Annotated in this window: 18 protein-coding genes; all 18 read right to left on the reverse strand. The window is 28.8% G+C overall.

The window, feature by feature from the left end; translation table 11 throughout:
• Positions 1-99: 99 nt before the first annotated feature.
• The 18 genes from ACQPVP_RS14630 to ACQPVP_RS14715 all read right to left on the reverse strand — a co-directional run bounded on the left by ACQPVP_RS14630 (position 100) and on the right by ACQPVP_RS14715 (position 21,779).
• The gene (locus tag ACQPVP_RS14630) at positions 100-1,209 is read right to left on the reverse strand and encodes an ABC transporter ATP-binding protein (RefSeq protein WP_430851171.1); all 1,110 of its coding nucleotides are present in this window, start codon (positions 1,207-1,209) and stop codon (positions 100-102) included.
• 20 nt (positions 1,210-1,229) lie between these two features.
• Positions 1,230-1,703 carry a hypothetical protein gene (locus ACQPVP_RS14635; RefSeq protein WP_430851173.1) on the reverse strand — a complete coding sequence of 158 codons (474 nt, stop codon included), beginning with the start codon at positions 1,701-1,703 and terminating at the stop codon, positions 1,230-1,232.
• Positions 1,704-2,055: 352 nt separating this feature from the next.
• Positions 2,056-4,161, reverse strand: coding sequence for a HelD family protein (locus tag ACQPVP_RS14640; protein ID WP_430851175.1), 2,106 nt, complete (start codon positions 4,159-4,161; stop codon positions 2,056-2,058).
• 128 nt (positions 4,162-4,289) lie between these two features.
• The gene (ftsH, locus tag ACQPVP_RS14645) at positions 4,290-6,224 is read right to left on the reverse strand and encodes an ATP-dependent zinc metalloprotease FtsH (protein WP_430851177.1); all 1,935 of its coding nucleotides are present in this window, start codon (positions 6,222-6,224) and stop codon (positions 4,290-4,292) included.
• 20 nt (positions 6,225-6,244) lie between these two features.
• On the reverse strand, positions 6,245-6,790 hold the full coding sequence (lepB, locus tag ACQPVP_RS14650; protein WP_430851179.1) for a signal peptidase I: 546 nt from the start codon (positions 6,788-6,790) through the stop codon (positions 6,245-6,247).
• Positions 6,790-7,014, reverse strand: coding sequence for a DUF3006 domain-containing protein (locus tag ACQPVP_RS14655; RefSeq protein ID WP_430851181.1), 225 nt, complete (start codon positions 7,012-7,014; stop codon positions 6,790-6,792). The genes lepB and ACQPVP_RS14655 overlap by 1 nt, the downstream gene beginning before the upstream one ends.
• Before the next feature lie 183 nt (positions 7,015-7,197).
• A complete protein-coding gene (lysA, locus tag ACQPVP_RS14660) occupies positions 7,198-8,496 on the reverse strand; it encodes a diaminopimelate decarboxylase (protein WP_430851183.1) in 1,299 nt (432 codons plus the stop codon).
• Positions 8,497-8,631: 135 nt separating this feature from the next.
• Positions 8,632-9,309, reverse strand: coding sequence for a hydrolase (locus ACQPVP_RS14665; RefSeq protein WP_430842797.1), 678 nt, complete (start codon positions 9,307-9,309; stop codon positions 8,632-8,634).
• Between the two features lie 736 nt (positions 9,310-10,045).
• On the reverse strand, positions 10,046-11,281 hold the full coding sequence (locus tag ACQPVP_RS14670) for an alpha-L-fucosidase (protein ID WP_430851184.1): 1,236 nt from the start codon (positions 11,279-11,281) through the stop codon (positions 10,046-10,048).
• 21 nt (positions 11,282-11,302) lie between these two features.
• Entirely contained in the window at positions 11,303-12,016 is a 714-nt protein-coding gene (locus ACQPVP_RS14675) for a sugar isomerase domain-containing protein (RefSeq protein ID WP_430851186.1), read from the reverse strand.
• Positions 12,017-12,046: 30 nt separating this feature from the next.
• On the reverse strand, positions 12,047-12,544 hold the full coding sequence (locus ACQPVP_RS14680; protein WP_430851188.1) for a PTS system mannose/fructose/N-acetylgalactosamine-transporter subunit IIB: 498 nt from the start codon (positions 12,542-12,544) through the stop codon (positions 12,047-12,049).
• A gap of 20 nt (positions 12,545-12,564) precedes the next feature.
• Positions 12,565-13,368 (reverse strand): PTS system mannose/fructose/sorbose family transporter subunit IID, encoded by an 804-nt coding sequence (locus ACQPVP_RS14685; RefSeq protein ID WP_430851190.1) that lies wholly within the window; start codon positions 13,366-13,368, stop codon positions 12,565-12,567.
• Positions 13,355-14,152 (reverse strand): PTS mannose/fructose/sorbose/N-acetylgalactosamine transporter subunit IIC, encoded by a 798-nt coding sequence (locus ACQPVP_RS14690; RefSeq protein ID WP_430851192.1) that lies wholly within the window; start codon positions 14,150-14,152, stop codon positions 13,355-13,357. Before ACQPVP_RS14690 ends, ACQPVP_RS14685 begins: the two co-directional genes overlap by 14 nt.
• Positions 14,153-14,172: 20 nt before the next feature.
• Complete coding sequence (locus ACQPVP_RS14695; RefSeq protein WP_430851193.1) at positions 14,173-14,589, reverse strand: PTS sugar transporter subunit IIA; 417 nt, start codon at positions 14,587-14,589, stop codon at positions 14,173-14,175.
• Positions 14,590-14,912: 323 nt separating this feature from the next.
• Positions 14,913-17,609, reverse strand: a complete 2,697-nt coding sequence (locus ACQPVP_RS14700; protein WP_430851195.1) for a sigma 54-interacting transcriptional regulator — start codon at positions 17,607-17,609, stop codon at positions 14,913-14,915.
• A 172-nt stretch (positions 17,610-17,781) separates the two neighbouring features.
• Positions 17,782-18,462 carry a class II aldolase/adducin family protein gene (locus ACQPVP_RS14705; protein WP_430851196.1) on the reverse strand — a complete coding sequence of 227 codons (681 nt, stop codon included), beginning with the start codon at positions 18,460-18,462 and terminating at the stop codon, positions 17,782-17,784.
• Positions 18,463-18,487: 25 nt separating this feature from the next.
• Positions 18,488-19,963 (reverse strand): rhamnulokinase, encoded by a 1,476-nt coding sequence (locus ACQPVP_RS14710; RefSeq protein WP_430851197.1) that lies wholly within the window; start codon positions 19,961-19,963, stop codon positions 18,488-18,490.
• A 22-nt stretch (positions 19,964-19,985) separates the two neighbouring features.
• Positions 19,986-21,779 carry an L-fucose isomerase gene (locus ACQPVP_RS14715; RefSeq protein ID WP_430851198.1) on the reverse strand — a complete coding sequence of 598 codons (1,794 nt, stop codon included), beginning with the start codon at positions 21,777-21,779 and terminating at the stop codon, positions 19,986-19,988.
• Positions 21,780-21,794 lie beyond the last annotated feature (15 nt).

Here is a 21,794-nt window from a genome sequence, read left to right on the forward strand (position 1 = left end):
CTAGCGGATTTTTTATACAGATAGCGATAGCTTCATGTTTTTATTAGGCTGCCATAATGTTAACTAAGTGACATTGCATTAAAATGTATCTCTTTTTTATTAGAATATTGTATTTTGTTCTTCTTTATCAAATATATGAATTTTATTAGCATCAAATCCGAATTCTATTGTATCACCAATTTTATAGTTTATTGCTGATCTTGATTTAATAATGAAGTTTGCTCCATCCTTCTTAACATGAATATTTGTTTCAGCTCCTAAGTTTTCCATCAAGTCAACTTCTCCCTTAAATATTGCAACTCCAGGCATTGCTAATTCTTCTGAAGTATAATGAATATTTTCTGGTCTTACTCCAACTATAACTTCAATGTTTTCTGCTTTCTTTTCTTTAACAATTGAAAGCTTATCTTGTGGAATTTCAATAAGTTTATCAAATACTTTAACATATTGTTTTCCATTTTCAACTAAAGTTCTTCCATAAGTCATATTCATTTGAGGACTTCCTATAAATCCTGCAACAAAAAGATTTGCTGGATGATTATAGATTTCTGTAGGTGATGCAACTTGTTGAATTACGCCATCTTGCATAACTACTATTCTAGTTCCTAAAGTCATAGCTTCAGTTTGGTCATGTGTTACATATATAAATGTAGTATTTAACTCGTTATATAACTTAGATATTTCTATTCTCATTTGAACTCTTAATTTAGCATCAAGGTTTGATAACGGCTCGTCCATTAAGAATACTTTAGGACTTCTAACTATTGCTCTTCCCATTGCAACCCTTTGTCTTTGTCCACCTGATAAAGCCTTTGGCTTTCTATCTAATAAATGCTCGATATCTAGTATCTTAGCAGCTTCTCTTACTTTTTTATCTATTTCGTCCTTTGGTAATTTTCTAAGTTTTAAACCAAATGCCATATTTTCATATACAGTCATATGAGGATATAATGCATAGTTTTGGAAAACCATTGCTATATCTCTATCTTTAGGTGCTACGTCATTAACTAACTTATCATCTATATATAATTCTCCATTTGATATTTCCTCTAATCCTGCAATCATTCTAAGAGTTGTTGACTTACCACATCCTGATGGTCCAACAAATACTATAAACTCTCTATCTTCTATGTCTAAGTTAAAGTCCTTAACTGCTTGAAAACCATTTTCATATACCTTTTGAATATTTTTTAATTTTAAACCTGCCATATTTCTCTCCTCCAAATATATTAATAAAATGCTAATGGGTTAACTCTTTTAATTAAATTTAATAAATTTTCATCCATTGCCAGTTGAAATCCTAAAACTCCATTTGAAGTTTTAGCTATATATACCATAGCCTTAATTCCCGATTCTTCTAAATATGCTTTTACAACTTTGGTATTGCTACTAATCCTATCTAATGTTTTAACACCAGATATATCTCTTACACTGAAACTTCCTATTTCTTTTCTTTTGCTCTTATTCATAATCTTATATATTGAAAGTTCATCTCCAGTAAGCTCATATTCATATTCTACTATCAGCTTCCTACCAACTATAAAGGTTATAAAATATAATAATGATAAAGTTATTGCACCTACTATATTTAGCATTACTGCAAACAATATTGCTAGTACTAGGGTTATTTTTGATATAACATTTATTATTTTTTCAATTTCCTTATAGTCTTTTGTTTGAAATTGCTCATAAAAGCAATCCATTCTCCCCACCCCCTTAATATCGTTTACAGAAACCTTATATTTTAATTATATTATCTTTTTTATTTATTTCAATTTTATTAAACATATCAACTTATTTTCCTAAATTATGACTAATAAATATAAAAATATATTGTGATATCTTACAAAAAAGAGATAAATATTATATTCCTTTCTCCGTTGTAAACTTCAACTCAACCTCATAAAATATTTATCTCTTTATACACTGAAGGTAATAATTCCTTATTCCTCAGAATTATGAATTTTTATTATGTTTCTGAATTCCAAGTAATTGTAAAATTAATAGAATTACTTCAAGTTACATATGCAATATTTATTTTTACTGCAGATTCTTCTATCTAACTTTAACTACTGATAATCTGTGTAAAGCTCTTGTACTCATAATATATTTAATTAAATTATCTGTACTCTCATCAAAATCAACTATTATTACTGCATCAAATTCTAATCCCTTTGCATAATATGATGGTACTAGTACCTTTCCACCTCTATAAATTATATCTGATTTATTAAATGCTAATATATTTGTATACTTCTTAAGTTCAGGAGCTATAATATTTAGTTCCTCCTTATCTTTAGTAATAATAGCTACATTTTCATACTTTTCTTCTTGATAATCTTCTAATAAATTTAATATAACATCTATTAAATCTTCCATATCATTCTTTGGAACTGTTGTTTCTAGAACATCAAACTCACCTTTTCTAACAAATGGAACCACTGAATTTTCATCTAGGAACTTGTTCGCATATTCCATAATTTGATAAGTTGATCTGTAACTTTTCTTTAATTCAAACAAGTTAAAGAATCCTCCAAAAATATCTTTTAACCTTAACATTGCTGGAATTTCCTCTGCTTTAATTAATCTTTGATTTGAATCCCCTACTATGGTATAGCTTTTACAACCTGTTAATTCATTAAGAACCATAAATTGAAGCATATTATAATCTTGAGCTTCATCTATAACTATATGCTTAATTTCATAATTAGCTTTCTTTCCATCTAATTTTATCATTAAATATATAATTCCTGCTAAGTCTAAGTAAGAGAGCTTTTCAATATTCATAAATTCCTTATAAATATCTACTATTCCTTTATTTTCAATCCAGCCTTCTATATCAGCCTTAGATTTCATAACTTCTCTAACTACATCTCTTATAGCTATCCTTCTTCTAAATTCAATATTATTTTCTTCAACTACTAATTCATCTGGTGATAATTTAGCTATATCTTCTTTTGCCTTTTGATTAATTTCTCTAACTTTTTCATCTCTTTTATCTTTTACTTTAGAGAATAATATTCTTTTTATCTTCTGACTTCTTCTAAAAATAGGCATATATTTATAATGCTTTTCAAATAATTCGATTATCTCATCTATAGAAACTATTTCTTCATTTAAAAAGCTAACTGATTTAATTTTAAAATATTCTTCTTCTATTTCATTTACTTTCTTATCTAGTAAATCAATAAATTCCTTAGAAGATTTATATTTTATTTCATTTACTACATCTTCATTTCCTCTTAGAACTTGTTCTAAATAAGACGTTATATCTAAAACCTCTTCATTAAGACCTATTTCCTTATATGCAAAAGATAAGAAAGTTTCATTTTTAACTGCAGTTTCCCCCAAATTAGGTAATACTTCTGATATATAATCCATGAATATATCATTAGGTCCAAGAATTAATACCTTATCAGTTAACTGTTGTCTATAATTATAAAGTAAATATGCAACTCTATGAAGCGCAATAGTAGTCTTACCTGATCCAGCTACTCCATTAACTACAACCACTTTACTTCTGTCAGCTCTTATTATTTCATCTTGTTCCTTTTGTATAGTATTTACTATATCTTTAAGCTTTTCTCCTGAGTTAGATGATAAAACCATTTGTAAAATTTCATCTTGTATATTAATATCCGAATCAAAATACCCTTCTAATTTAGCCTTTTTAACTATTAATTGTCTTCTACCTAATATATCAACTGGTACTTCTCCCTGTGGACTAGAATAATTAGTTTTTCCTAACATTCCTTTATAAAATAAAGATGCAACCGGTGCTCTCCAATCAACTATAACTGGATCATAACTTCCTTCTGGTGTTAAACCATACCTTCCAATATATAATTCTTCACCATATCCATCATCTATAAAATTTATTTTTCCAAAATAAGGAGATTCCTTTAATTTTATAAATTCTGAAAGTTTCCTATCTATTGCCTTATAACTTTCTTCCTTTATATATCTTTCATGATCAAAATATTCAACTAATTTATCTTCATCATCTCTGTATTCTTCAATATATTTTTTTCTATAATCAAGTATATAATCTGAAATAGCTTTTCTCTTTTCTATATAATTTAGAGTTTCTTCATTAAGAATACCTAATGTTTTCTCTAAATTTTCTTCTTCTTTAAATAATTCAATTTTATCCAAAAGCATTTCCTCCTTTAATTTTTTTACTAAGAAAGAGTGTACCAAAAATTTTGTACACTCTCTCATTAAATTAAATAACTTTTATTATTTTAAACTTCTGTTTTATCTAAATCAATATAATTATTAATATTATTTTAATCAGTAACTAATTCACCACTATCATCAATAGTTGCTAGTACTTCATTATCAGAACTATTTAGCATTGCCTTTTTAACTTTCTTTTCTTTAAGCTCTGGATATTTTTCATATACAAATTCCATAAACTCATCTCCAAAGATAGTTTCCTTCTCTAATAAGTATTCTGAAATCTTATCTAATAAGTCTCTATTATCTCTTAAAAGCTTTCTAGTATTTTGGTGGCAAGTTCTTATTATGTTTAATACTTCTTCATCTATTAAAGTTGAAGTTTCATCACTACATTCTCTAACAGCTCTTCCATCTAAATATCTATTTTGAACTGACTCTAGAGCCATCATATCAAACTTATCTGTCATCCCATAAATAGTTACCATACTTCTTGCAGTTTGAGTAGCTCTTTCAATATCATTTGATGCTCCAGTTGAAACTAAATTAAACACTTCCTCTTCCGCAGATCTACCTCCTAACATAACCATTATTTGATTAGTTAGTTCATCTTTTGAAACTAAGTATTTTTCTTCTTCTGGTAGCTGCATAGTATAACCTAAAGCTCCCATAGTTCTTGGAACTATCGTAATCTTATGTACTGGATCTGTATTTTCTAAAAGAGCCGCTACTAAAGCATGACCCACTTCGTGGAAAGCTACTATTCTCTTTTCTGTTGGAGATAAAATTCTATCTTTCTTTTCTTTACCAGCAATTATAACTTCAACAGCTTCTCTTAAATCCTCTTGCATAACATATTCTCTACCATGCTTAACAGCTCCTAATGCCGCCTCATTTACTATATTAGCTAAATCTGCTCCTACAGCTCCTGGAGTGCTTTTTGCAATTTCCTCTAAATCAACATCATCACCAAGTTTAACTCCTTTAGAGTGCACCTTTAGTATATCTACTCTACCTTTAAAATCAGGTCTATCTACAATAACTCTTCTATCAAATCTACCTGGTCTTAATAAAGCTTTATCTAATATTTCAGGTCTATTTGTTGCAGCTAAAACTACTATAGCTTTTGTAGAATCAAATCCATCCATTTGAGTCAATAATTGATTTAAAGTTTGCTCTCTCTCATCATTAGTTTGTAGTTGAGAATCTCTACTCTTACCTATTGAGTCTACTTCATCTATAAATATTATACATGGAGCATTTTTTTCAGCTTCTTGAAATAAATCTCTCACTTTTGCAGCTCCCATTCCAGCAAACATTTCAACAAAGTTTGATCCTGAAATTGATAAAAATGGAACATTTGCTTCACCTGCTACTGCTTTTGCAAGTAATGTCTTTCCTGTTCCTGGAGGCCCAACTAAAAGAGCTCCCTTCGGTAGCTTAGCTCCTATTTCTGTATATTTTGAAGCATTGTTTAAATAGTCTATTATTTCTTTTAAAGACTCCTTTGCCTCATCTTGGCCTGCTACATCATCAAAAGTAATCTTTATATCATTTTCTTTATATACTTTAGCATTGCTCTTTCCTAATCCCATCATAGGACCAGCACCCATTTTCTTACCTACTCTACCTGCCATAAACCTTAAAAACATAAATAATAACACCGGAAGTATAATCCAGCTAAATATAAAATCAGCAAAATAATTTTCTTGCATAGATTCAGCTTTATACTCTATACCTGATTCATTTAGAATATTAACTAAATTTGGATCATTTACATTTCCCGTATATAATACTTTCCTTTTTGAAGTGTTATCTTCGCTTTCTTTAGGTATAATTTTTATTTCACTTGATGAAATAGTAACACTTTCTACTTGATTATTCTCTACCATGCTTAAGAATTTATTATAACTTATTTCATCTGTAGTCATAAAATTTTTAGTTGATGTAAATACATATAAAAATAGAAATGCTAAAACTGCATACAATATAGTATGCTGTATCTTATTTTTGTTATTATTGTCTTCAGTGTTCTTATTATTCATAATATTTCCTTTCTAAAATTCTATTTTACTTTTCCAATCTCATCAAAAGGATATACCTTAATCTGTGCTTTTCCAGTTATATCTTCACCGTCTATATAAGGATTAATCCAGTATCTTGAATCCTTTGAATAAAGTCGATTATCCCCCAAAAAGAAGTATTTTCCTTCTGGAACTTCATATTCACCATTAAAATTATCTTCTGCTCCAATGTAGTCTTCTTGTAATACTTCTCCATTTACAGATACCACACCATTTTCTATCTTAATCTTATCTCCTGGTAATCCAATTAATCTTTTAATTAAATCCGCCTGAAGTTCTTCTGAGTAAAATACTACTATATCGCCTCTTTTTAATTTATCTAAATTGTATACTCTTGTTACAAATAGCCTATCCCCAACATTTAAAGTAGGCACCATAGATTCTGATGGAATCAAAACTTTAAATAGTAAGTACTTATTTATAAGAAGTGCTATAATTATTGCAGAAACTATAGGAATTCCCCATTCATATATAAAATTTTTTATAGAATTTTTTCCTTTTCCATCACTTTCAATATGATTTTCCATTATTCTTCCCATAATCCTTTCATTAAATTATCTATTTCTTCCTTCCTTCGTTTTGTTGCTTCAACATCTATAAAATATATTTTATCTTTTTTATAAAGTAAATCTCCTTCTTTTGCATTACCAATTATATAACTTTTTTCAACATTAAATAAATTACCCTCTTTGCCTTCTAAAATTACATAGTTTCCTTCTATTCTATCAACTATATATTCTTTTTCCTCCATAATTATTTATTTATAAATCCCTCCTCTTCTTCATCTTATCTTTTAGTATATCATATTATAATAATTTTAAATAGCATACAAGCTATCAAAATAGGAATCATATAAAAAAGAAGCAAATATAGTATATTAGTCGCTCCATGAAAAGCTTCAAATCGCCTAATACAACATATTTACTTCTAAAACTTAAGATGATAATTCTTCTTTTATTAAATCTTCATAGCTTTGCCTCTTTACTGCTATCCTTGACTCACCATTTCTAACAAAAATAACTGCTGGTCTAAGTATTCTATTATACCCACTTGCCATGGAAAATCCATAAGCTCCAGTAGATAATATAGCTAAAGTATCTCCACTTTCTGCCTTTTGTATATTTATATCTTGAATTAATATATCTCCTGATTCACAGCACTTTCCAGCAATAGTTACTTTATCATTCATTTCTTCACTAGCTTTATTAGCTACTAATGCTTCATATTTTGCTCCATATAAGGCAGGCCTAATATTATCTGTCATTCCTCCATCTACTGATAAGTATTTTCTAATTCCGGGAATACTCTTAATTGAACCTATTGTATATAATGTTGTTCCTGCATTTGCAACAATTGACCTACCTGGCTCTATAGTCAATATAGGTTTTTTAAGTCCTAATTTGTTACAAACTCTGTTAACTCTATCTAATATTACTTCACAATAATCATCTATTTTCTTAGGCTTATCTCCTTCTGAATAGTAAATTCCAAAGCCTCCACCTAAATCTAATTCTTCAATAACATGACCTGTTTCCTGCTTTATGTTATTTATAAAATTTAACATAACTTCTGCTGCATCCCCAAAAGGATCAGTTTCAAATATTTGTGATCCTATATGACAATGAAGCCCTATTAGATTTACATTATCTAAAGATAAGGCCTTCTTAACCGCATCAATAATAATATTTTCAATAGGTGCAAAACCAAATTTTGAATCTATTTGTCCTGTTTTTATATAATCATGAGTATGTGCTTCTATTCCTGGTGTTAATCTTAAATATATATCTTGCTTTTTATTATATCTTTCTGCTATTTCATTAATCTTTGCCATTTCCCAAAGATTATCTACTATAAATCTTCCTATACCTAATTTAATTCCTAAATCTATTTCATCTAAAGTTTTGTTGTTTCCATGAAAATATATTTTATCCATAGGAAATCCAGCCTTATAAGCAGTATATAACTCTCCACCCGATACTACATCTAAGTATAAACCTTCTTTATTAATTATCTTGCACATTTCTATATTTAAAAATGCTTTTCCTGCAAAAGCCACTCTATTATTATCTTCTTTTACTTTAAATGCTTTTATATAGCCCCTACATTTATCGATTAAAAGTTGCTCATCCATTACATAAAGTGGTGTCCCATATTTATTGGCTAATTCACTTGCCTTTATTCCTCCTATGAATAAATCATTTTCTTCTATTTTGCTTGCCCCAAATAACTTCATATATTTCCTCCAACAATATTTTTTACTTATAATAAAACCACTATGGTAAACATAGTGGCTATACTATCATATATATTATTATACACTTTCTTAACAATTATTCTATATTTATACAAATATTAATTAAGTGTTTTTTTAGTTTTCCCCTCTGTACTTATCCATTAAACTTCCCATTACATCACCTGATGGTGGTGGTGTATATGTTATTGCATTTGCTCCTGCCTCAATAGTCCTCATTATTGTTTCTTCACTTGGACCTCCAGTTGCTATGATCGGGAAATTCGGAAACTCTTCTCTTATTTTTTTAACAATTTTTGGGGTATTCTTTCCACCAGATACATTTATTATAGTTGCACCAGCTTCTATTCTTTCTGCTGCGCTTTCACATTCAGATACTATAGTAACTATTACTGGTATATCAATAGAATCTCTTACATTTCTTATTATTTCATTAGCAGTCGGCGCATTTACAACTACACCCATCGCCCCTTTGAATTCTGCATCTAACGCTAAATTAACTACTCTTTTACCTTGAGTTATTCCTCCACCTACACCACAAAAAACTGGTACATCAGCCGCCATTACTAAAGCTTGAGTTATAATAGGTTGAGGAGTAAAAGGATAGACAGCTATTATAGCATCAGCATTAGTATTCTTTATAATAGCAACATCTGTCGTAAATAATAAAGACTTAATTCTCTTACCAAATATTTTTATTCCGCTACAGTCTCTAATACAAGAAGGGACCTCAATTACATGGCTTCTTAATGCCCCTTTTATCTCTGGTACATGCTTTACTTTTTTCCCATCCATATAAAACTCCTCCTATTTTCTGTTTTTCTCTATTACTTTTTTAACTATATATGTTTCAATTAATACTCTACACCCTACGCTAATGTAAGATTAAAATTTAATATATTCATTTAAATAAAAGGGTGCTTATTACCATTTATATATAATTACATTATACTACCTTTATCCTATACTAAGATATATATAGCTAAATTATTTTATAAAATTATTGCTATATAATCAATATTTAATTTTATTATAATAAATATTATTAAAAATTTTAAGAGGTTATTTATATAAGAAAAAACAAATTATACCCACTGTATATCATTTTTGTATTTATTTTAGACTCTCAAATAAAATTTTTTTAAGAATTAAAAAATAATATCAATTCAAGATATATAAATTTGAGATTACATTAAAATTGGTAGTATAGTTACATTTCTTCTAATTACTTTATTATTTTGTTGAAATTTAATAATATTGTGCCTACTATGAACTAAAATTATTAAATAATATATTAAATACAAAAGTCAACATGAGTTTAAAGAATGCTACTGGCACTTAGGTGGGGAATACTAATCAGATGCTTATCTTTCCCTAGTTGGAATGATGGTAAATAAAGCTGATGTAAGAAAAAAATTTAGAAAACTATGTAAGCATGAAGAAAGAAAAGATTTTTGTAACAAGCCATTTTAAGAACTATTTACATATTGTTATAGGAATAGAAAACCACCCATTTAACGGGTGGTCCTGATTAATATATTTCAGCTACTCTAACAACTAAATTAGTTCCATACTTATATCCTGTTGCATTCATACATAATAATCCTGCTTCATTATTTTGAGTAAATTCTAATTCTTCATTATTGTCTATCCACCTAATTCCATTTACCTTTTCAAAGAAATTAGTGAAAGTCCTTGGATTATCTCCTTCTCCACCTAATGTGACATTTTTATTTCCAACAATTTTTAAGTCATGAATAAATAAATATATTTTCCCTTCCTTTGTTTTTAATGCAAAATCCTTTCCTTGAGACTTTATTTCACAAGGTCTTCCTTCATATATTGCTTTACCATTAATATTCATCCATTGTCCTATAACTTCAAGCATAGCTTCTTGCATTCTTGTTATATTTCCATCTTTATCAGGTCCAACATTAAGAAGATAATTTGCTCCAACTTTTCTACATGCACATAAGGTTTCTATAAGCTGAGCTGTCGATTTATAATTAAAATCATTTTTAGCTATTCCCCAATGAGAATTCATAGTTTGACACATTTCTCCTGATACATATTTACTCATTTTACTTCTATCTATAGGGGTTGGTAATCCTTGTTCAAAAGTAACGCTATCTATCTCATTATGCTCAAGCTGCCCACGCCTACTTAAACCAGTATTGTTTATTATCATTGCATTAGGCTGATATTTTCTTATAGTTCCATATAATTCATCAAGTTTCCAATCTGCACCTCTCTTATCCCAATTGCCATCAAACCAAAATCCACCTATTTCGCCATACCTTGTACAAAGAATTTCTACTGATTTTCTTAAATACTCAAGATAAGTATTAAAATCAGTCTTATAATTTTTTTCATGCCAATCTAAGGTTGCATGGTAAAGTATTGGAACTATATCATCTTCTCTACAGGCTTCTAAAAATTCTTTTAATAAATCTCTTTTTGCCCCACTATGCGGTGCATCGTAATTTGAAAGTCCATTAGTATCATATAAAAAGAATCCCTCATGATGTTTAGTTGTAAGAACTATATATTTAATTCCAACCTTTTTTGCAAGCTTTGTTATATTTCTAGGGTTATACTTTTCTGCTGTAAATTTCTCTGCATACTTTTCATATTCCTCTGAAGGTATTCCATGTATTTCCATAAGCCATTCACCAGATTCTTTTAACGAATATAATCCCCAATGAATAAATAATCCAAATGCCATCTGCTCAAAATTTTCAATTCTTAACTCTGGTTTAAGTATCATTTGATATCCTCCAATACTCTTTTATAATCTATTTAATCTATCTTTATATTTGCACAATAATTTGTCATTGTACTCAAGCCCACCATCAATATTAGCACTCATAAATACAGGAGGTGTAAAACCTTGTTTTAACATTAAATCCATTGATTCAAGGACTGCTGAATTTAAAAGCATAGCTCCAGCTATAGATGAAGTAGCCCCAACCTTAACTGGTATTCCTTCAACTTCTAAAGCAGAATCCCCATATACTCCCATATTATCTAAAATTACATCTGCATAATCAAAAAGCTTTTTACCTGAAGAATGTCTTGATTTAATATTTTTTGACACTTCATATGAAGTTAATACTATTATCTTTAATCCCTTTTCCTTTGCTACTTTAGCAATTTCTATACTTATAGGATTTCTTCCTGAATTAGATATTATAATAATACAATCTTCTTCTCTAAAATCACATTCCTTAGCAAATATTTCCCCTACACCTTCAATTCTCTCATACATTCCTGTAGAAGGTTCTCTTAAAAGCTTTGTAGGAATTAATCCCCCTGTTCTTCCTGATATCTCTAAAGCAGTTCCATACGAATGTCCACTTCCAAAAGTTTGAATTATACCTTCATTCATTACACTGCTTGCTATTATTTCAGCTGCTTTCATAATATTTTCATTTTGATCTATCTTTAACTTCTCTAACAAATCATCTATAGCCTTAAAATATCTGTCTGTTAATACACCCATATCTATTTCCTCTCAATATTAACATATTTATTATTTATCTTTCTTAGCTTTTACCATATATTCTTTTAAATAAGTTTTCTTTTCGTCAGGAACCATTATAGCTGTCAATACTACCCCTCTTTTTTCTAACTCTTCAAAATCATTAAATTCCTCTTTTGTTAAACTTATAGATTTTTTTATTTGTATAGTATCTTTTCTATTAGCCATGTTTCCTACATTTACTTCTTTTATATCTAATCCAAGATCCATTAAATCTAATATATCCTTTGGATTTTTAACAATCATCATTACTCTTTGGCCTTCATATCTATTATTTAATATATTTCTAGCTGCTTTTTCTTTAGTAATTATTGATGTTCTAACTCCTGATGGTGCAACCATCCTTAAAATTGACTTTTGCATCTCATCATTAGCTACCTCATCATTAACTACCATTATTCTACCTACTTTTAATGATGTTCCCCAAAAGTTAACAACTTGTCCATGTAATAATCTGTCATCTATTCTTATGTGTACTATACTGTTCATATTTATTCACTCCTTACATATTAAGCAATTCCTAATAAATGAATTATAATTGACATTACTATTAATAAAATAATTGCCTTTGTTGAAGTCATTCTCTTCTTCCCTAATATCCAATATACAAATGCAACTAAAGCAACTGGAATCAACCCTGGCATAATTTGGTCTAATATGCTTTGAAGTTCCATTGTAACGTCACCATTTTGATATACATATGCTGTTTTTAAGCTAACTACAGTTGGTATTAGTGCTCCAATTACTGTTAATCCTAAAATATTAGCCGCTTCTGCTATATTCTTTAATTTTCCACCAATATTTTCAACTAACTTAAGACCTTCTCTATATCCTATATTTATAAATGCTTTAGAAATAAATAACTTTGCCAATCCTGCAATTATCCAAATAATTACTCCGAAATAATTTCCTTGCAATGCCATATAAGCCGCAACAGATCCTAGTACAGTTTCCCATATTACACCGAATAAAGTATCTCCTACTCCAGCTAATGGACCCATTAATCCTGTTTTAATTGCTGCTATTGCTTCTTTGCCCTCTATTCCACTTTCTTCTTCTATTGCTAGGTTAGCTCCTAGAATAAATTGAGCTGTAGTTGGGTTGCAATTAAAGAATTGAAAATGATTTTTAATTGCCATATTTAATTCATCATCATCTTTATACATCTTTTTTAATGCCGGCATCATAGTATATGCATAACATAAGCCTTGCATTTTTTCATAAGTCCAACCACTTTCACCATTGAGAATCCATCTCCAACAAACTTTGTTAATATCACTCTTATTTAAAGCCTTTCCATTATTCATCTTCATCTATTATTCCCCCTTCAGTTGAAACTGGAACATTATTTACCGATTCTTGAACTATCTTTGATGATCTTTTATAATTTATAATTGCTAATCCTACTCCAACTATTGCAACTCCTAACATTGGCACTGATAAATACGCTGCTGCTACAAAACCAATTAATAAATATCCAATAAAATTTTGAACTGGTAAATATCTTAATAATATAGCTACACCTAAAGCAGGTAATACACTTCCAGCAACTTTAAGACCTCCAAGTAACCATTCAGGAGACACATTTAATATATTTTGTACTATATCATTTCCAAAATATAATGCAAAAAATACTGGTATAGCTCTAGATAATCCCCATGTTACTATTCCTAATAAATTCATTATTTCCATTTTTCTATATTGTCTTTTTTCAACATATGCTTCAGCTTTATGTAATAACACTATATTTGAAAATCTCGCTAATATATCAAATTGTACTAATAATAATCCAATTGGCACTGCCAATCCTAAAGCAAATTCTAGTCCTTGATTAGAAATTACTGCAAAGGCTGTCCCTATTAATGCTCCTGACATATAATCTGGAACAGTAGCTCCACCATAAGTTCCTACACCTAGAATCATAAGCTGTAATGTTCCTCCAACAGCTAACCCAGTTGTTATATCTCCTAATACTAAACCTGCAAAACATCCAGCTATTACAGGTTTATTAAATCCAATTTGTGGATTTAATGAATCCCAAACTGCAAACCAAGCATACAAAGTCAATAGTATAATTTGCCAAAATTCAACTTTCATATTTTCTTCCCCCTTAATTTTTACTCATCTTCCATTGATACTTGAGAATTAAACTCAATATTCATTATACCTTGTTTTGAAGAGCTTAAAATTGATTCAATAACTCCATCTAAAATACTATCTTGATTTAAAACAGCCTCTATAAGCATAGGTAAATTAACTCCAGATAATATTTTTATCCTTAGTTTACTTTCTAATGCTATTTTTATTGCTGTATTACATGGAGTACCTCCAAATAAGTCTGTTAGAATCAATATTTCATTTTCCTCTTTTATACTATTTGTAATATTTATGAACTTTTCTCTTAAATTCTCTATTTCATCATTCTGTGAGAACTCTATGAAATATAATCCTTTTCGTTCACCCATTATCATATCAATAGTATCTCTAAATCCTTCTGAAAGTTTTCCATGTGTTGCTACAATTATTTCGTACAACTTTTTCCCTCCTTCTTTTTTTATTTACTAAATTATTGCTATTTTTATGTGTTTTATTTTAATTTCTCATTTATTTATAGAGCAATATCTATGCCAATTTCTGTAACGCTTTTCAAAATACTATAATTTCTTTATAATTGGCTTATTTACTGCTTTGGCATTCTTTAAAATAATATTACAAAAAGTTTGTGTCATAGTTTTACTAATTTTGTGTCATAGTTTTATTTAATTTAATATATTATTTTCCATAAATCTTTGAAAAGACAAAAAAGAATCAGCAAAACTCGTGCTAATTCTTTTTTGTGTATTACATATAAGTAACTTTATGAATATTTAAAATTTATAATCCCTAACATTAATGCAATTTCATTCGCAGGTATAGATATGGAATACTCCTTCAATTCATTTTCTAAAATATTTTTTAAAATCTCAAATTGATTTTTATCATATTTTACACATATTGTATCATCTTCAATTTTTGAATTTTTATCTAATACAACTCTTTCTATCATTATTGCTGTATGTATAAATAGACTTAATCTTAAATCACTATTTAATTTTATTTCTAATTGATTCTCTATTATATTAATTATTCTTTCTACATCATCAATTACTTTTTTAGGATTTAAAATAATCATTCTGCTTATTATATTTTGAAGAGATAGTAATTTTATTAATTCATTTATTATAGCATCTATGCTTTTATTCTTAACTAATTTTTTGAAACATGCCCTTAGTTTTGCTTCTCCATCATTCTTTAAACAATCATTTAATTTTAAAACTTCAACACCTGATATTGTTAAATCTAACGTACTTATAATTAACTGTACATCATATTCATCAAATATAGGATCACTCATACCATTATTTTTTAATTTAAAGAAATCGTATGAAATTACTTTTATCGATTTATCATCTATGCATCCCTTTACTATATCTTTTAACTTATTTGCCACACCAATCCCAGTTGCACAACTAGTTATAATAGCCTTTTCTTTTTCCTTACTTTCAAAATATTTATAACTTATCTTTGTATTTTTTACTGTTTTATCTATTATTTCTTTTATTCCATCACCCTTTATTATCATCTCTCCAACACCTAGTGCTAACTGAGTACTAATATTATTAATTACTGCTACTTCACTATCTAAAATTTCCTTAACACTTGAATGTATTTCAAATAATGATCCCATATCAACCAAAAATATTATTCCACTACTATTAGTAAAATTCTTGATATAACTTTTTATATCTTCTATTATTTCTTGTGGCTTCATATATATAGGCATATCAAAAGACTTAAATATAAATTGACCTAATAATTGGTTTACAGCACTTGCTATACTTGTTGCTGTTGATTGACCATGTGCTACTATAAACGCATCTATGTCACTCAAATGATTTGTTTTTATAAGTAAAAAAATATATAAACTAATATATGTTTCTTCATTTATACCAAAGCTTATCCCTATACTCTGTTTAATATTTTCCAAAAATTTTTTTGCTATATAATTATATTTAAAATTTTTAGATTTTATTATTTTTAATATACTTTCTTCAATTGAAACAATCCCCATGTTATTTGCATTTTTATTATTCTTAAAAAATATAAAGATATTTCCTATTGCTCTTGCTGTATTTTTATAAAATTTCATTCCATATTTGTTTTCTAAATCCTTTAAAGCTATTTCAATTGTATTTATTAAAACATTAAATCCTGTACTATTATCTAAATTACCACTTGCTTCAATAAAAATTGAATCTATTTTATTCAATTTCACACTTAATATTTTTTTATATTCTTCAGAGCTTATTAAATTTTCTTCATACTTTTCAGTTTCTTCGTATATTTCATCCATATAGCTAATATATTTATTGTATGTTTTTTCTGTTTCAAACTTTGATACTTCATCAAATGTATTATCTCCTTCAGTAATATACATATTTTTTAAATTATAAATACTTTTTACTTCTTTTAAGTTAACTATATTCTTAGGTAAATGTTTAACTTCAACTATAACATCGCCATATATATTTTTCATAAAGCTACTTGCACAACTATATTTAACTGCATTTTTAAGAGCTCCAACATTTCCAATAGAATTCATAGCTAATAAAATATTAATAACTTTCTCATCAACAATTATATTTTTCCCTAATATATCTCTTTCTTCTTTATAAAATCTCTTTATAAGCTCTATTCTTTCATCAATAGGTCTACAATTTACATTAGGCAAGTTAATAATTATTGGTATTCTTCTTATGAAAGTATCAATTAAAAATTTATCTAATTTCTCAGTTGTTGCAAATATTAGCCTAACATTACTTTTTCTAACACTTCCATTTTCACCAACTCTATTAAAAATCCCTTTATCAAGTAATAAAAATAATTTTTCTTGTCCTTCTGGTGATAATCTATGAATTTCATCAAGAAATAAATATCCATTTTCAGCTTCTTCAATTATTCCTTTTGAGTCTATATCTGCTCCTGTAAAAGCACCTTTTACATATCCAAATAACTTTGAAGATAATAATTCTTTATTATTAGAATACTCTGCACAATTAAAAGTTATTAACTTAGCATCTTCTTTTATAACTTTTTTAGATTTCGCATACTCATATATAAGTTTAGCCATAAAGCTTTTTCCAACACCACTACTACCAGTTAATAGTATTGGTAATCCATTGTTAGGATATAATGTTGCAGATTTACATTCTTCCACGGCTTCTGCTAAGCTTCCATTGCTGCCTATAAGTTTTTTAAATACATCTTCTTCTAAATCTAATTTATTTGTATTTAATGACTCTGCCACTTCTTTATATAAAAAATAAACAGGTCTTGTTCTTGTCTTTATAACAGTTCCTTCTTCAACCATTTTATTAAGAAAGTGACTTATAACATTTCTTTTTATTCCTAATACCTCACTTATATCTTGTGCTGTAACTCCTTTTCCGCCTTTATTTACAATATCTTTACTTAAAGTTGATATAACCATCCTTATTTTATCTTCATTCTTCAAATATAGCACCCCACCAAAGTTGTTATTTATATTATTTAATAAAATTAATACATTTTTATACTAATTATTCTTTATAATTACAATAATTACTATTTTATAAAATATTATAGCACGGCATATAAAAAAAATAAATTTAAGATAATCATTTCTAATTATCTTAAATTTATAATACCTATTTCCTATATCTTTTAAACCCAGGATGTCTCCCTGTTATTCCATAATCTTTTCTCATTCCAATAAGTCTATCTATATTTTCTCTTGATATTTCCTTTTCTCCACCTAATAGATGAGCTGTTAGACTTATCTTCGCAAAAAGTTCCAAAGTTTCCATCTTGTAATATGCATTAATTAAATCTGATCCTACAGTTAATGCTCCATGATTTTCTAGAAGTACTGCATCATGCTCTGATAAATAAGGTGCAATTGAATCTGGTACCTCCGAAGTAGAAGGTGTTCCATATGGCGTAATAGGAATTGATCCTAATGATACAACTGTTTCAATCATTGTATATCTATCTAAATCTAAATGTGCTACAGCAAAACCTGTTGCAGTTGGTGGATGAGCATGTACTACAGCCCTAACATCATCTCTTTCAGTGTAACAACGCAAATGCATTTTTATTTCTGAAGATGGTTTGTATCCTTCTGAGGCTTCTATTATATCACCATCACTATTTATTTGAAGTATCTTTTCTGGAGTTATAAAGCTTTTGCTAATTCCAGTTGGCGTAACTAAAAATGTTCCATCATCAAGCTTAACAGATACGTTACCATCATTTGCTGCTACCCAACCTAATTGCCACATCTTATGGCAAACATCACAAATTTGTTCCCTTATTTCCATGTGTTTCATTAAAATTTCCTCCTAGTCAATAAATTTATTTTCTAATAATATTTTTAAATTTTTTATATGATTTTTCCCAAGCATCATCATTTTCTGGATAATAATTTTTAGTATCTTGAGAATTTCTTATTATATCCTTAGCTTCTTTCAAACTATCTATCTTATTGTCAGCTAACAACTGTAAAGTTATATTTCCAATTGTTGTTGCTTCAATTGGTCCTGCAACAACATTACAATTGCATACATTAGCTGTTAATTGACATAATAAACTACTTTGAACTCCGCCTCCAATCATATATATATTTTTATATAATTTATTTGTACAATCTTTTATTTGATCTAAAGAATATCTATATTTAAATGCTAAACTTTCATTTATACATCTAACAATTTCTCCAACTGTCTCAGGAACTTCTTGCTTAGTTCTAATACAAAATTCCTGTATTTTTTTAGGTATATTACCTTCTGACATGAATTCCTCTGCATCAGTATCTATAAAGCACTTCATAGGCTTTGCTTCCTTTGCCATTTTTTCTAATTCACCAAAATCAAATTCTTTTCCTTCTTTAATCCACTGTCTTCTACTTTCTTGAATAAGCCATAATCCAATTATGTTTTTTAGAAAAAAGTACTTTTTATTATATCCAACTTCATTCGTTATATTATATTGACTTGATTTTTCACTTATCATAGGCTTTTTTAATTCAGTTCCAAATAGCGACCAAGTTCCACAGCTTATAAATATATAATCTTCTTCTTGTGCTAATACAGAAAGTAATGCACTTTCTGTATCATGGCTTGCAATAGAAACTACGTTAGTTTTTTCTATTCCTAATTCTTCACAAATTTCATCTTTTAACTCTCCTATTTTATTTCCTGTCTCTATAATATCAGGCAGTATATTTTCTGGTATTCCTAAAGCTGAAATAACCCTATCTGACCAAACGCATTTATTAATATTAAGTAATTGACTAGTAGATGCAATTGAATATTCTGTAGATTTCACTCCTGATAAAAAATAATTAAATAAATCTGGTATAAACAACATTTTATCTGCACGTTCTATTAACTCTCTTCTATTTTCAACTAAATACAATAATTGAAAAGCAGTGTTTATTTCCATAAATTCATTTCCAGTTATTTTGTAGAATTCTTTTTTATCTATTTTTTCAAAGCTTTTCTCCATTATTCCCTTAGTTCTTTTATCCCTATAATGAACTGGATTTTCTACTAATCTACCCTCTTTATCTATAAGCCCAAAATCTACTCCCCATGTATCTATCCCTATGCTATTAATTTTTCCATATTTTTTTGCTTTTAATAACCCTTGCTTAATTTCATAGAATAATCTTAAAATATCCCAATACATAGTTCCGTTTACTGTCACAGGATCATTAGAAAAGCGATGAATTTCCTTTAATTTAATTTTATTTCCATCAAAAATTCCAATAACTGCTCTACCACTAGATCCACCTAAATCAAATGCAAGAACTTTGTCCTCTTTACCCATATTAAAGCACTCCTATCACCTTTTATCTATACATTGGACCGTATGCTGCGCAAGCTCTATAATCTTGACCTTCCTTATCTGATCCAAAAGCATTCCATGATGCCGGTCTAAATATTTTGTCCTCTGAAACATTATGCATACATACAGGAATTCTTAACATTGAACATAATGTAATTAAATCAGCACCAATATGTCCATAACTTATTGCTCCATGATTTGCTCCCCAATTATTCATTACATCATAAGTAGATTTAAATGGAGCTTTTCCTGTTAGTATTGGTGTAAACCATGTACATGGCCAAGTGTAATCTGTCCTTTTCCAAAGAATATCTGATACTTCATCCGGAAGTTTTACTGTATATCCTTCAACTAACTGTAATACTGGTCCTAACCCTTGTACAATATTTAATCTTGCCATAGTAACAGGCATTTCTGCTTCAGTTATAAATCTTGATGAGAATCCACCGCCACGGAAATATCCAGTATCAGCAGCATTCCATGTTGTTGCATCAAGACATGCTTTTTGGTCCTCTGTCGTCATTTCCCAAAATGGTTTCATAACAGAATTTCCATTGCTATCTTTTATCTTTCCACAAGCATCTAAACAAGCAGCTCCAGAATTTATTAAATGAATTATTCCTCCCGACTCTTTAGCCATACCTTCTAATTCATATCCTGTAGCTTTTTTTATTGCTTCAGGACTCCAGAAAGTTCTAACATCAGCAAAAATTTGAGCTGTATTTGTTAATAGCTTTCCAAATAGCATACTTACAGCATTTAAAGTATCATTTTCTGTACCAAGTATATAAGCTTCTCTTGCGCCCTCCCAATCAAAAGAAGAGTTTAAAAGAGACTCGGCAAAATCACAATTCGGATAGAAATCGGTCCATTGTCTTTGTCCTTGGAAACCTCCTGCAATAGCATTATGTCCAATCATTTCCTCTTCACACCCTTTAGGAAGATTCGGATTTCCATTATATAAATCCTTTATTATGCACATCATCTTAACTACAAATTCTAAATCCTTTTCTTTTTCTTCTTCAGATTTTTGAATTCTTTCTGGATTTTTATCAAAACCTTGTTTACAATTAGACTTTACCCATTTTAAAGCTTCATTATATTCTTTTTCATCATAAATTCCTTCTGTCATTCTACGAATTATTTCAACCTCATCAACTGACTCCACTCTCATACCTAGATACTTTTCAAAGAAATCAGTATTAATAATTGAACCTGCTATTCCCATACATATAGATCCAATTTGAAGATATGATTTTCCTCTCATTGTTGCTACAGCTATTGCTGCTCTTCCAAATCTAAGCAACTTCTCTTTAACATCTTCTGGTATTTCCTTTTCATCTGATTCTTGAACATCATGTCCATATATTCCAAACGCAGGTAACCCCTTTTGTGCATGTGCTGCTAAAACTGCTGCTAAATAAACTGCTCCTGGTCTCTCTGTTCCGTTAAATCCCCATACACCTTTAATAGTCATAGGATCCATATCCATTGTTTCTGATCCATAGCACCAGCAAGGGGTCACTGTTAATGTTATATCTACACCTTCCTTTTTAAATTTATTAGCACAAGCAGCTGCTTCTCCTACTCCGCCTATTGTTGTATCAGCTATTATAACCTTTACAGGCTCTCCATTAGAATACTTTAAATTATTTCTAAAAAGATCCGCTGTGGCTTCTGCCATACTCATAGTTTGTTCTTCAAGAGATTCCCTTACCTTTAATACTCCTCTTCTCCCATCTATGGTAGGTCTTATACCAATAACAGGATAATCACCAATTAATCTATTATTAAACATTGTATCCCTCCTATG

The sequence above is a fragment of the Clostridium nigeriense genome (assembly GCF_050585265.1).
GTDB lineage: Bacteria > Bacillota > Clostridia > Clostridiales > Clostridiaceae > Clostridium > Clostridium nigeriense_B.

Coding starts and splice junctions, on each gene's coding strand:
- ACQPVP_RS14715 (WP_430851198.1), bottom strand. CDS start 21,779: ATGTTTAATAATAGATTAATTGGTGATTATCCTGTTATTGGTATAAGA.
- ACQPVP_RS14670 (WP_430851184.1), bottom strand. CDS start 11,281: ATGATACTTAAACCAGAGTTAAGAATTGAAAATTTTGAGCAGATGGCA.
- ACQPVP_RS14690 (WP_430851192.1), bottom strand. CDS start 14,152: ATGAAAGTTGAATTTTGGCAAATTATACTATTGACTTTGTATGCTTGG.
- ACQPVP_RS14675 (WP_430851186.1), bottom strand. CDS start 12,016: ATGGGTGTATTAACAGACAGATATTTTAAGGCTATAGATGATTTGTTA.
- ACQPVP_RS14685 (WP_430851190.1), bottom strand. CDS start 13,368: ATGAAGATGAATAATGGAAAGGCTTTAAATAAGAGTGATATTAACAAA.
- ACQPVP_RS14710 (WP_430851197.1), bottom strand. CDS start 19,963: ATGGGTAAAGAGGACAAAGTTCTTGCATTTGATTTAGGTGGATCTAGT.
- ACQPVP_RS14655 (WP_430851181.1), bottom strand. CDS start 7,014: ATGGAGGAAAAAGAATATATAGTTGATAGAATAGAAGGAAACTATGTA.
- ACQPVP_RS14680 (WP_430851188.1), bottom strand. CDS start 12,544: ATGAACAGTATAGTACACATAAGAATAGATGACAGATTATTACATGGA.
- lysA (WP_430851183.1), bottom strand. CDS start 8,496: ATGAAGTTATTTGGGGCAAGCAAAATAGAAGAAAATGATTTATTCATA.
- ACQPVP_RS14630 (WP_430851171.1), bottom strand. CDS start 1,209: ATGGCAGGTTTAAAATTAAAAAATATTCAAAAGGTATATGAAAATGGT.
- ftsH (WP_430851177.1), bottom strand. CDS start 6,224: ATGAATAATAAGAACACTGAAGACAATAATAACAAAAATAAGATACAG.
- ACQPVP_RS14635 (WP_430851173.1), bottom strand. CDS start 1,703: ATGGATTGCTTTTATGAGCAATTTCAAACAAAAGACTATAAGGAAATT.
- ACQPVP_RS14665 (WP_430842797.1), bottom strand. CDS start 9,309: ATGGATGGGAAAAAAGTAAAGCATGTACCAGAGATAAAAGGGGCATTA.
- ACQPVP_RS14640 (WP_430851175.1), bottom strand. CDS start 4,161: ATGCTTTTGGATAAAATTGAATTATTTAAAGAAGAAGAAAATTTAGAG.
- lepB (WP_430851179.1), bottom strand. CDS start 6,790: ATGGAAAATCATATTGAAAGTGATGGAAAAGGAAAAAATTCTATAAAA.
- ACQPVP_RS14705 (WP_430851196.1), bottom strand. CDS start 18,462: ATGAAACACATGGAAATAAGGGAACAAATTTGTGATGTTTGCCATAAG.